Raw genomic sequence first — 11,935 nt, 5'->3', positions numbered from 1 at the left:
CCTCCATTAATTTATTTTTAAGATGGGGAACCCATCTTAAATTATGCCCCACCACCAATAGGTGAGTTGATTTCATCATGAATAGTATTTCTAGGTATTGAATCACATAATTCAATCGACTCATTTAATGCTTTCATGAAATCCTCGACATTTTCATAAGGAATATCTATTTCAGATACTTTATCTTTACCATGAGAATATATTGCAATATTAATTACAGGACTGCTATATTCACCATAAGGTTTTTCAACATGAGTAATTCTAACTGTGTCATCAGTAGAGTGGGCTAATTTTAATGTTTTAACTTCTATATGTCTTTTTGGCATAATAAACTCCTTAATATTAGTATAAAAATATTGTACCATAAGTTAAGCTTTAATCAAAAAATAATCAAGTTATTTTATTGATGTAGCCGTCAAAAACAAGTAGTTTTTACCTGTTAAAGTTACCCTATATTTCTTTTGTTGAAGATATTTCTTACAAAACATCACATCATTATACAATACTGATTGTTCAGAGAATGTGTAGTTTTTTGCTTTTGCACCAAAAACAACTTCATTTCCAATCCATCTACAATTAGGAAATCCTAAAATAACACTGCCTTTATCTTTAAGATGGTTCTGAATTAAATTCATAAATAAAAGTTTAAAATTCAAACTTGAACTTTGTAAAGTACCAATTGAAATCAAAAGATCTGCTTTTGGTAAATCTAACTCATCTAACTTATTAATATCATGGTTGTAAAAATTAAAATTATTAAAAGGAAATCTTTCTTTTGAGAATTCAATAGCACTAGAAGAGAAATCTACTCCATGAAATTCAATATCTGCTAAATTATTATCAAGAGTTTGTTTAATTACTTCAAATTCATCAGCTTTATTTATACCTAAATTTAGTACTACTTTTTTATCTTCAATCTTTACATTTTTTAGTGCATTTACATAATTATTTAAAAAAGTTGGGTCTTCATTTTTATTAATTCTAAAAAATATTGATTCTATGCCATACTTATCATTTGGATTGATTAGTTGTTGATTATGAAAAGAGTCATTTGAATTTAGTTTTTCAAACTGTAAATCCATAAAATATTTATCAATACTACTTACATACATTTTACAAAAAAGTATTTCACTTAAATCACTCCAAACCTTAAAAGATCGATAAATAAACTCCTCTTCTAGTTTAATTATTTCACCACTAAATAAATCTTTTGATACACTTGGATTTAATACCTTAATTTGAACACTATCTTTGTGTAACAACTCATTTTGCATGAAATTTATTATTTCATACATTGTTTCATTTGTAAATTTTTTCATATATAAATCTTCTTTTTATTTTGAAATCATATAATAGTATTATGAATCTTAGAATATCAACTTATAACCTATATCAATTTTGTTCTCCACCCTACTCTTACTATACAAAAAAAGAGAAATTTAGTACTACTCAATGGCAAAGTAAATTAAACTGGATTGAGCAAACGATAAAAAATATTGATAGCGATATCATAGCATTTCAAGAAGTTTTCACTCAAAATGAACTAAAAGAACTTCTACTCAAAAATGGTTACAAACATTTTGCAAGTGTAGATGAAGCAATTTGTGAAAAAAATATTTTTCAAACTTGTACTGTTTTTTTAGCTTCAAAATTCCCAATAAATAAAATAGAAACAATAAAAACTAATAAAGATATTGTAGATATATTTGAATTTGATGATGAATTTATTTATTCAAGAAAGCCAATAAAAGCTTTTATTCAAATAGATAATGAAGAACTTATAACTTATGTATTTCACCTAAAATCAAATCGATTAAATGAGTTTGAATATAAATTTTCAAAAAATACAAAAGTAGAAGAAAAAATAGAAAAATCCCTTTTAAGCTTTAGTTACAAAAATGCTAATGCTTTAAAACAAAGATTATGCGAAGTAGTTCATCTATCAGCAGATATAAATAAAACACTTAAAACAAATAAAAATATTATTGCATTAGGTGATTTAAACGATAAAGAATTCTGCTTGAGTATTGATTTATTAACATCTAAAACTTTGATTGAACAAATCATTAAATCAAAAAGTCTCTCTAATTTAAAGTTAAACAATAATGAAAAACAGATACTTGATTCTTTTTATTTAGATAAGAGCTATAAAACTAGACCAGCCACATCTTATTTTAGAACCGTTGGAAATGTAATAGATTATATATTTATATCAAATAGTTTAAAACAATTCTTTAAAAAATATCATATCTATGAAGAGCATCTAAAAGATAATAAAGATGGTTCTTTACTAAAAAGTGATCATACCATAATTAGTATAGATTTTAATTTTTAATGTTACGAATATACTTATTTTTATAAGTTAATTTATTTTTTTAAACTAATTTTAATATATATACATTTTTCTTACATTCTTTTTTTATATTATTACATTCTATTTGGAAGATAGATAAAAAAGGAAGAGATATGAATATGAAAATGCAAACAGCAGATTTATGTGACGATAATAGAAACAAAAAGATTCAAGTTTTATCGCCTAAGTTTAGAAACTATGGTGGTCTTAAAAGTTTTCAAGGAAGAATTGAAACAATTAAATTAGACAAAAGCAATTTTAGACTTCTTGAAATGTTAAGGGATGAAAAAGGTGAAGGCAAAATAGTTGTAGTTGATAATTCTCAAGAGTTTTTTGGTGTTGTAGGGGATAAACTTATGGCATTTGCAAAAAATAACAACTGGAAAGCAATAATATTAAATGGTTATGTTAGAGATACTAAAGAGACACAAAATATTGATGTTGGATTATATGCAATTGGAACTTGCCCTTTAAGAAATTTTGATAAAACAGAATCGTCAAGGGGAGAAGATTTAAGTTTTGAAGGTGTAAATATACAATCTGGTGATTGGGTTTATGCAGATGAAGATGGAGTAATTTTCTCAAAAGAACCACTTAAATAGTTTTTTAAACCATCATCTTTTAGATGCTGGTTTAAAATAAATCTACACTAGAAACTAAATCTTCATTAAATGCTATAACTTGATTTCGCCCTTTATTTTTTGCTTCATACAATGCAATATCAGCATTTTTAATAACTGATTCAAAATTTGTTGAATCATTAGGGAACATAGAAACCCCTATACTAACTGTTTTTCTTAGTTTTGCTCCAGCATAAACATCAATATCATTTTGACTAACTTTTACTCTAATTTTATTTGCAATTTCTAATGCATTATCTAAAGATTTTACATTTATTAATAAAACCATAAACTCTTCACCACCATATCTTACAACAATATCTGAATCTCTAACTGTTTCAACTAATATTCTAGATAGTTCTTTTAATACTTTATCTCCAATGTCATGTCCATATTCATCATTTACAGCCTTGAAGTGATCCATATCAAGTAATAATACTCCAATATCAAAGTTTTCTCTATTAGCTTGTGGAATTAATTTTTTAGAGTGTTCTTCTAAGAATTTTCTATTATAAAGTCCTGTTAGACCATCTCTAAATGCTGATTGTTTTAAAGCTTCCATAAGTATTTTAACTTCAATAGAAGGTGCTGATTCATTTATATAACTTTTTATAAAAGAGATATTTGATTTTAGTTTTTCTAACTCTTTTTCATTATCGAATACAAAATTGATAATTAGATATATATTTTTACTAATACTTGTTGGTACACAAAAATGAAATTTATTTTTTTCATTAAAATATGGACAACTATTGTGGAATTCTAAGGACATCACATCATTTTTAGTTCTAGCAGCTCTACATAAATGAGGTGAATCTTTTAAAGAACTTTCACAATAAAAACCTTCACCAATTTTTTTAATAACTTCCATTTTTTGTTTTGAAGAATCAATCTCAACAAATGTAAAATTCTTTTGATTAAATTGATTAATTAAAACTTGACTTAATCTATTGTAAATCTCATCTTTCGAGCTATCTAACTCAATTTCCTTTTTAAACTGATAAAGATTAGAAAGGTTTGTAATAATTTTTTTTGAATCTTTTAAAATTGAAATTTTAGATTCATCTTCACTACTAGAGTTACCAATAAAAACTTTTAATTTTTTATCAATATCATTTGAAGTATCTTTGAAAGTTGTTAATAAGCTATTAAAATTATCCATTGTTGTAACCATTTGAGGTGTTAAATCAATTGGATATTCTACCTTCTTAAAATTACCTGCAATTGCACTATCTAAGCTCTCAGTTAAATTTTTAAATAATCTAGAGTATTGTGTTAAAACTTTTCTAAATATTAATAAAATCAATACTGCTGATAAAAATATTAGAACTAAAGCAGTTAAAAATATGTTTATGCTTAGTTCTTCTATTTTACTTAAATCCATTTCTAAAGAAATTGCACCTAACACATCACCTTTTTGAACATTATGACATGATAAACAATTACTACCATTTGTATCATCTGCTTTATAAGGTATAGTAATTCTCATAGTTGTATCAAACAATGAATTTGAAACTTCGTATTTTGTAACTCCTGTTTGTAATACCTCTTTATCAATGTCATCTCTAGGCGACTTCTCATTAAAAGTTGAATATTGTTTATTTATTAATTCACTTCTTACAATCCAAAGACTATTAACATCTTTCATATCCTTAATAGAATCTAAAAAAGAATCTATATCTTTCATATTATCATTTTCCATGTAATTAGTAATTCCATTTTTTATTACATTTGAAACGACATTTGCATTATGAATAGCAAGTTCTTTATTATTTTGTTTAAAATTATATGTAATTACTAAAGTAACTAGTATAGTTAAAACTATTGATATAGTAAGAAATTTAATTATTATTTTATTCAACGATTGTCCCTTTATAAAGTTAGGTATTGTACTTTTAAATCACTTAAATAAAAAATAAAAAACACACTTATTAGATAATTATTTAACTTGTTTTTTAATTTCTAAATTAATTGTTGCTTCATTAATAAGTAATTTTGCAACTTCATGATAAGCATGTATGTACTTATTTATTTTTAAATCTTTTAATTCAGCTTTTTCTTTAGTTGATTGAATTTTTAAAATTATATTAGCTTCATCATAATAATTTAAAACAGCTTCACAAACTAATCTTTTTACATGAATATCACTAAGAGTAATTATTATTGCACTTGACTGTTCAATTTTTAATGACTCTAAAACAGGTTTTTTATCTAAGTGACCAAAATATGCCATATAGCCAAGTTTTCTAGCTAAAAGTACATGCCTTAAATCATCACTAATAATTACAAAAGGAACCTCTTGTTCACTTAAATCTCTTGCAATAATTCTTCCTAAAGTAGAAAATCCACATATCACAATATGATTTTTTTGTTTAATTGGTGTGATTTTATCTGATTCATAAAACTCTACTACAAAATATGAAGCTAACTTATAAATATTAGAAACAATAAAAGGCGTGATAATCATCGATAAAACAGATATTAAAATTAAAAAACTAGATTGTTCACTACTTAAAAGATTATCATTTGTTGCTAGTGCAAAAATTGCAAAGGAGAACTCTCCAACTTGACAAAGGGCAATTGCTGATTTTATAGATGTACTTTTATCACTTTTTCTTCTAATTATAAAATAAATAACAATTGCTTTAATAAGCATAATAGCTAATAAAAACAATAGTATTATATGAACATTATATAAGAAATATAAAGCATCTATTTTTGTTCCAACCCAAAAGAAAAAAGTTCCTAATAACAGATCTTTATAAGTTGCAATATCCGATTCAACTTTTACTGAATAGTTTGTATCAGAGATAATCATTCCTGCAATAAAAGCACCTAAAGAATAAGTAAAACCTAATTCATGAGCTAAAAGTGATGCCCCAATTACGATAGAGAAAACAGAACCTAAAAACAGCTCTTCAATTCTTGTTTTAGCAGAAAATTTCAATAACCAACTAATTATCTTCTTACCAACTATAAACATAAATGCAATAATTACAATTGCTGAAATAAAAGTTTTTGTTAGAACTTCACTTATTGATAAAGTATCATTAGCTAAGAATGTAATTAATAAAAGAATAGGAATAACTGCTAAATCTTGAAAAATTAAAATTGCCGTTGATTTTTCACCATAAGGGGTATGAATATCTTTTGAACTTTTTAAATAAGTTAATACAATAGCTGTTGAAGATAATGAAAATGCCAGTGAAACTATTAAAGATACTTCAAGTCCCAAATCAAAAATAAAATAAGAACAAATATAAATAATAATTGCACTTAAACCTACTTGTAAAGAGCCATTAATAAAAAGAATTTCTTTCATTTTCTTAATCTTATCAAAACTCATTTCAAGTCCAATTGTGAACATTAAAAAAACAATACCAAATTCACCAAGTAGTTCTAAAGAATGCATATCTAGCTTGCTAAAATTAAAAAAATAACTAATTATTGTTCCTGTTAATATATAGCCAATTATATGAGATATACCAAACTTTTTTAAAATAATATTTAATATTGTAGCAATAGTAATAGTTAGAAAAATAGTAAATAAGAGATTTTCCATGTAAAACTTTCAATAAATAATTTAGTGCAATTATATCTTAATTTAAAAATATAAATTAGTAGAAACTATATAAATAATATCTAAAATCAAGATTTATTTAAATCTCTATTGAATAAGTTGATCTAAAAACTTCTTGAGCTTTTAAAGTAATTACTCCCTCTTTAAGTTTGATATCTTTATTATGATTTATATTATCAGCTACACCATGCCATGGTTCAATACATAAAAAAGGAGCACCTGTAGGTTTAGACCAAATCCCAAGATAAGGGAAATCTTTAAAGTTAATTTTTACAAATCTATCATTTTGTGTATTTTTATATACTACTTCTTTAAATTCATTTTTAAAAACCAATGCATCTTTACTAAATAATTCATCACTTAGATATATTTTTTCACTATTCATTTCTGAAAAATTAGATAACAATCCATCTTCTAAAAAGAATCTTGAAGCTATTTTTTTGTCAAGTTCTAAATAACACTCATCTTTTCTTTCATCCTCTAAAGGCCAATTAAAGGCAGGATGAGCACCAATAGAAAAATACATAAGGTCATCATCTTTATTAATTACTTCATAAGAAATTATTAATCTATTATCTTCTAATTTATATGATAAATATAGTTCAAATTTAAAAGGGTATATTTTTAAAGTGCTTTCATCATATGATAATCTAAATTTGATTTCTAAATCACTTAATTTAGCTATTTCAAACTCTTTATCCCTAGCAAAGCCATGTTGATTCATTTTATATGTTTTATTATTATAGATATATTCATTATCTTTTAGTTTTCCAACTATTGGAAAAAGAATAGGAGAACTTCTATTCCAGTATTTCTCATCAGCACACCAAATATAATCTAATGACTCATCAATTTTTTTCAAACTATTTAACTGTGCCCCATAAGAATTAATTGTGGCTTGAATATAGTCATTTTTAATTATATAATTCATTCTAGTCCTAATTGCCCCTCTTTATATTCAATCTTTAATAATAATCTATCAATAATTTTTTGATGTTTATCAATCTCTTTTTTTAACTCTCTAATAGTTTTATTTTTCAAATCAAACTCACTATTTACTGAATCCAATAAAATCTCCATTTGTTCACTTTTAATTTTCACTTCATCTTGTTTTTCAACAGCAATTGTTAATTTCTCTTTAGCTCTAACACTTAAATTGGTTAATTTCTTTTTTCTTTCATTTGTTTCATCATTAAAATATCTAAGTTGCTGTTTAAATTTATCTTGCCTAGATACCTCTAATGCTATAGAATTATCAATATTTTTGTATTTTGAAAGTTGAGCAAACAACTCGTCAATTTTTTCTCTAGCTTCAATATTAATTCTTCTATTTTTATTAATATTTTCAATTACTTTTTTTCTAAATTTTTTTTGCTCTAATTCATACTGTGTAGCTAAAAAACCTATCCAAGTAAATTCATAAATATTATTAGTTGTTTCATCTTTTAGTAGGTATAACTGTTAAATATGTATAAAACTCTTCTTTATTTTTTGAGAGATTTTTAACTTTACCTTCCCAAGTATTCCCTTGAGAAATAGTATTTAAAATTTCTTGTAAAGTATTTTTATCATTAACTATTAAATCTATTTTTTTATTAATTACTTCTGTCTCTAAATAATATGAAACCTCTAAAAAAGATTTATTAACAAATGTAATCTCATTATTTTTATTAGTTTTAGACACTATTGCTACTTCATTTACAACTTCAAAAATATCTTCTAAGTTTTTCATTGTTTGAGCTTTTGTTTGTTCATAATATTTTGTTCGACATATCTTTTCAACTGAGTCTAAAAGAGATTTAGCACCTAAAGGTTTAATTAAAAAATCAGTAACATTTAATTTTAAAGCCTCTAATAATTCCTTTGAGTCTAAAACTCCCGTTGTTATAATAAAGGGTAATTCCTCATCAATATCTCTTACTTTATTTAGTAAATCTATTCCCCGAACACCTTTTTCTAACTGCATATCTGAAATTATAAGGTCAATATTATTTTTGTTTTCTAAGAAGTATTCAAAAACATTTTTTGAACTATCAAATAAATATACTTTATTAAAAGTTTTCTTCAAAATATTTTCAAAATATTTTGCAGTTGTTTGATTTGATTCAATATAAATAACATTTAATTTACTATAAAACTCTTCATTACTTAATACCATATTAACTACTTTTTCGTTTTATTTTTATCATTATATAACTGACTTTCTCTATGATTTAAAACATCTTCTAAATCACTAACTTTTTGCTTCTTTATTTGTAACTCTTTTTGAATTTTTTCTATATAATGCTCTCTTACTTTTATTTCTCTTCTTAAATAAATTACTTTTTTATCAGCCTTTATCATTTGTTCTTTCATACTATCTGTAGATTCACTAATCTCTTTCATTTTTAAATTAACATTTTTAGTAAATAATTCCTGCCTATTTCTTATATCTTTTAATTTATTTTCTAGATTATTTATATTGTTAATATATTCATTATTTTGATTTTTTACTTTTTCAAATTCTGACTCTTTTTTTTCAAAACCTTTATAGTGTTCCAATTCTTTAGTTAATGAATCAATTTTTTCTTGAGCTTTTCTATATATTTTTTTTGTTTCATTAAAGTTATATAAAACTTTCTTTTTGAAGTTTCTTCTGTTATTTTCTTCTTTTGTTGTAATAAAATTTATACTAATAAATTTGTTACCATTTTCATTTAATACAGGAATAATTGTGCAATTTGAATAAAAAGCAGTATCATCTTTGGTCATAAACTTTAAATTACCTGACCACCTTTTATTATTATTTAAATCTTCCCATTGTTTATTAATAATTTCAGAAGGAATATCTTTATGATAAATATAGTTGAATTCATTATCTAAGACATCATCTACATCTAATTTTGAAAGCTCTGTGTAAAATTCATTTACATAAGTAATTTTTTTGTTTTTATCAAAAACAAATACAAATGCTACTTTATTAATAGTATCAAGATATTCATTTATCATATTTTGATAATGATCTATCTTTTTTTGTTTTTTACTTTTTCTAGATAAAGTTTCTATTTTTCCTAAAAGTTCTTTAATATCTAATGGTTTAACAAAATAATCGTTAACTCCATATTTGATAGAATCAATTAAATACTCATGGTTTGTAAAAGCAGTAGTAAAAATAAAAGGAACGATTTTATCAATTTTTCTTATTTCATGTAATAAAGCTATCCCATCTTTTTTAGGCATATTTATATCACTAAGTATTAAATCAATATTTTTTTGATTAGCATTAAACAGTTCTATAGCTTCTTCGCCATCTGATGCTAATAAAATATCTTTGAAGAAAAGTTTCAAAGTATCGTTAAGTTCTTTTTTTATTAGCTCATCATCTTCAACATACAAAATATTTAACTGTTTTAAAAAATCTTTATCCATATAACTTCTTATTTTTACATTGTATGTATATTTTACAACAAGTAAGCTAATTATTTTATTTATAACATTTAGTTATTTTTAGATTAATAACAATTTGATTATGATTTGGATATAATCATTGAATTTTTTTATAAAAAGGTACAAAATGATTGAAAAGAATGGTGATATGTTAACAGTTAGAGAAGATTTAAAAGTATTTGACTGTACTATTAGAGATGGTGGTTTAGTAAATAATTACCACTTCACTGATGAATTTGTAAAGGCACATTACGAGATGTGTGTTGCTTCTGGAGTTGATTACATGGAGATTGGTAAAAATGTTTCTCCAACAGTAATGGATCCAAAAGAGTATGGGAAATGGAATTTTTGTTTAGAAGATGATATTAGAAGTGTTGTTGGTGAAAACAATACAAACCTGAAAATTGCAACAATGGCAGATGTTGGTAGAACTTTAAAAGAAGAGATTCCTTTAGCATCTGAGTCAGTTGTAGATATGATTAGAGTTGCTACTTATATTCACCAAATTCCTGAAGCAATTGAATTAATTGAAGATTTCCACGCAAAAGGATATGAAACAACTTGTAATATTATGGCTATTTCTAAATCATTTGATGATGAGTTAGATAGAGTTTTAGATCAAGTTTGTGCTTCAAATGTAGATGTAATTTATATAGCTGATAGTTTTGGTTCGTTTTATCCAGAACAAATTAAAAAGTTAACAGCAAAATATCTAACAAAAGCAAATGCTGCTGGTAAAAAAATCGGTATTCATGCGCACAATAACTTACAACTTGCATACGCAAACACACTTGAAGCTATGATTTATGGAACAAGTTATTTAGATGCAACAGTTTCAGGACTTGGAAGAGGTGCTGGAAATTGTAATTTAGAGTTATTATTAGGTTTCTTAAAGAACCCAAAATATAAATTAACACCTGTATTAAAATTTATTGAAAATTATATTGTAGATTTAGAAAAAGAACTTGACTGGGGTTATAGTGTACCTTATATGATCACTGGTAAGTTAAACGAACATCCAAGACCTGCAATGAAAGCTAGGGATGAAAAAGATACAAAATATGTAGATTTTTACAACAGAATGACAGAAGAGTATAGCTAATAGCTATACTCTTTTAACTTAACTCTCTTGTGAAATATCACCACCTAAACTTGATATTTTTTCATCTAATAAAGCCAAAGTTCTATTTTGAGTTTCATAAGATATCTCAGGTAGTTTTCCTCCAAAAAGTTTTTCAGCCTCTTGAAAACCTTGAATAATACCCTCTTTGCCTTTTTGTAATAGCTCTAAATCATCACCTGCAAAACTAAATACAAAGTTAGCAACTCTATTTGAAGTCTGTTCTACTCCAAAAAAACCATCTTCACTAACTAAATCTTGTGCTTCTTGGGGTGTTAGTTCTAAAATTGGTTTACCTTCGTAACCAATATTTTCTAAACTCATTTCACCATCATTAACACTTTTACCAGATAAGAAATCTAAAACTTCTTGTTGTTCATCACTAATTTTAAATGAAGCCGCACCTTGAGCTATTGTATTTTCTTTCATAGAACTTGCTGTATTCATACTAAAAAGTATTACTTGAGCATTCATAGATAAACTAACTTTAACAGCAGATTCATTAAAAGTATCTTCAAGATTCTCTACTGATTCTTTACTTGTTTTAGATTCATTTGTTGAACTATCATTTTGTTTAAATAGATTCAGAGCCTGATTAACACTATTATTTACTTGCATAATAAACTCCTACTAATAAATTTTGTATAATTACATACAAAGAGATAAGTAAGATGATCACATTTTTTTTAGATCAATGATAGAACTTTTAATGAAGTTTTATTAAATCTCCAAGGAGTCTATCACTTACTTCAAATCCCAATAGGTTGATTAAGCTTCGAGCTTCTGTCATTATGGAGATAGGATAAAAGTAAGGTTACTTATCTGTTTGTATGTAA

The 11,935-nt window shown here is 24.8% G+C and carries 12 protein-coding genes; 3 read left to right on the top strand and 9 right to left on the bottom strand.

The window, feature by feature from the left end; genetic code table 11:
* Nucleotides 1-41: 41 nt before the first annotated feature.
* Together APAC_RS05040 and APAC_RS05035 are read right to left on the bottom strand one after the other, a co-directional pair.
* Complete coding sequence (locus APAC_RS05040) at nt 42-326, bottom strand: hypothetical protein (RefSeq protein ID WP_130233081.1); 285 nt, start codon at nt 324-326, stop codon at nt 42-44.
* A 69-nt stretch (nt 327-395) separates the two neighbouring features.
* Nucleotides 396-1,319 carry a methyltransferase domain-containing protein gene (locus APAC_RS05035; protein ID WP_130233080.1) on the bottom strand — a complete coding sequence of 308 codons (924 nt, stop codon included), beginning with the start codon at nt 1,317-1,319 and terminating at the stop codon, nt 396-398.
* 41 nt (nt 1,320-1,360) lie between these two features.
* Here APAC_RS05035 and APAC_RS05030 point away from each other — a divergent pair, with 41 nt between their 5' ends.
* Nucleotides 1,361-2,335 (top strand): endonuclease/exonuclease/phosphatase family protein, encoded by a 975-nt coding sequence (locus tag APAC_RS05030; protein WP_130233079.1) that lies wholly within the window; start codon nt 1,361-1,363, stop codon nt 2,333-2,335.
* 131 nt (nt 2,336-2,466) lie between these two features.
* On the top strand, nt 2,467-2,955 hold the full coding sequence (gene rraA / locus APAC_RS05025; protein ID WP_228255948.1) for a ribonuclease E activity regulator RraA: 489 nt from the start codon (nt 2,467-2,469) through the stop codon (nt 2,953-2,955).
* 31 nt (nt 2,956-2,986) lie between these two features.
* Here the strand turns inward: rraA and APAC_RS05020 are convergent, their stop codons facing one another.
* The 6 genes from APAC_RS05020 to APAC_RS04995 form a co-directional block, all read right to left on the bottom strand.
* Nucleotides 2,987-4,834: a GGDEF domain-containing protein gene (locus APAC_RS05020; protein WP_130233078.1), complete on the bottom strand. Its 1,848-nt coding sequence runs from the start codon at nt 4,832-4,834 to the stop codon at nt 2,987-2,989.
* Between the two features lie 78 nt (nt 4,835-4,912).
* Nucleotides 4,913-6,535 carry a cation:proton antiporter gene (locus tag APAC_RS05015; RefSeq protein ID WP_130233077.1) on the bottom strand — a complete coding sequence of 541 codons (1,623 nt, stop codon included), beginning with the start codon at nt 6,533-6,535 and terminating at the stop codon, nt 4,913-4,915.
* A gap of 97 nt (nt 6,536-6,632) precedes the next feature.
* Nucleotides 6,633-7,484: an aldose 1-epimerase family protein gene (locus APAC_RS05010; protein WP_130233076.1), complete on the bottom strand. Its 852-nt coding sequence runs from the start codon at nt 7,482-7,484 to the stop codon at nt 6,633-6,635.
* Nucleotides 7,481-7,843, bottom strand: a complete 363-nt coding sequence (locus APAC_RS05005; protein ID WP_130233075.1) for a hypothetical protein — start codon at nt 7,841-7,843, stop codon at nt 7,481-7,483. The genes APAC_RS05010 and APAC_RS05005 overlap by 4 nt, the downstream gene beginning before the upstream one ends.
* A 148-nt stretch (nt 7,844-7,991) precedes the next feature.
* Nucleotides 7,992-8,711, bottom strand: coding sequence for a response regulator (locus tag APAC_RS05000; RefSeq protein ID WP_130233074.1), 720 nt, complete (start codon nt 8,709-8,711; stop codon nt 7,992-7,994).
* Between the two features lie 5 nt (nt 8,712-8,716).
* Nucleotides 8,717-9,961, bottom strand: coding sequence for a response regulator (locus APAC_RS04995; RefSeq protein WP_130233073.1), 1,245 nt, complete (start codon nt 9,959-9,961; stop codon nt 8,717-8,719).
* A 145-nt stretch (nt 9,962-10,106) separates the two neighbouring features.
* On the opposite strand from APAC_RS04995, the gene APAC_RS04990 reads away from it, so the two are divergent.
* Nucleotides 10,107-11,081: an aldolase catalytic domain-containing protein gene (locus APAC_RS04990; RefSeq protein ID WP_130233072.1), complete on the top strand. Its 975-nt coding sequence runs from the start codon at nt 10,107-10,109 to the stop codon at nt 11,079-11,081.
* Nucleotides 11,082-11,099: 18 nt separating this feature from the next.
* Here APAC_RS04990 and APAC_RS04985 read toward each other — a convergent pair whose 3' ends face one another.
* On the bottom strand, nt 11,100-11,717 hold the full coding sequence (locus tag APAC_RS04985) for a hypothetical protein (RefSeq protein WP_130233071.1): 618 nt from the start codon (nt 11,715-11,717) through the stop codon (nt 11,100-11,102).
* Nucleotides 11,718-11,935: the final 218 nt, after the last annotated feature.

It is taken from the genome of Malaciobacter pacificus (genome assembly GCF_004214795.1).
Classification (GTDB): Bacteria; Campylobacterota; Campylobacteria; order Campylobacterales; family Arcobacteraceae; genus Malaciobacter_A; species Malaciobacter_A pacificus.
The sequence above is the reverse complement of the archived record's forward strand: the minus strand, read 5'-3'. Positions and strand labels throughout refer to the sequence as shown.

Coding starts and splice junctions, on each gene's coding strand:
- APAC_RS05040 (WP_130233081.1), bottom strand. CDS start 326: ATGCCAAAAAGACATATAGAAGTTAAAACATTAAAATTAGCCCACTCT.
- APAC_RS05035 (WP_130233080.1), bottom strand. CDS start 1,319: ATGAAAAAATTTACAAATGAAACAATGTATGAAATAATAAATTTCATG.
- APAC_RS05030 (WP_130233079.1), top strand. CDS start 1,361: ATGAATCTTAGAATATCAACTTATAACCTATATCAATTTTGTTCTCCA.
- rraA (WP_228255948.1), top strand. CDS start 2,467: ATGAATATGAAAATGCAAACAGCAGATTTATGTGACGATAATAGAAAC.
- APAC_RS05015 (WP_130233077.1), bottom strand. CDS start 6,535: ATGGAAAATCTCTTATTTACTATTTTTCTAACTATTACTATTGCTACA.
- APAC_RS05010 (WP_130233076.1), bottom strand. CDS start 7,484: ATGAATTATATAATTAAAAATGACTATATTCAAGCCACAATTAATTCT.
- APAC_RS05000 (WP_130233074.1), bottom strand. CDS start 8,711: ATGGTATTAAGTAATGAAGAGTTTTATAGTAAATTAAATGTTATTTAT.
- APAC_RS04995 (WP_130233073.1), bottom strand. CDS start 9,961: ATGGATAAAGATTTTTTAAAACAGTTAAATATTTTGTATGTTGAAGAT.
- APAC_RS04990 (WP_130233072.1), top strand. CDS start 10,107: ATGATTGAAAAGAATGGTGATATGTTAACAGTTAGAGAAGATTTAAAA.
- APAC_RS04985 (WP_130233071.1), bottom strand. CDS start 11,717: ATGCAAGTAAATAATAGTGTTAATCAGGCTCTGAATCTATTTAAACAA.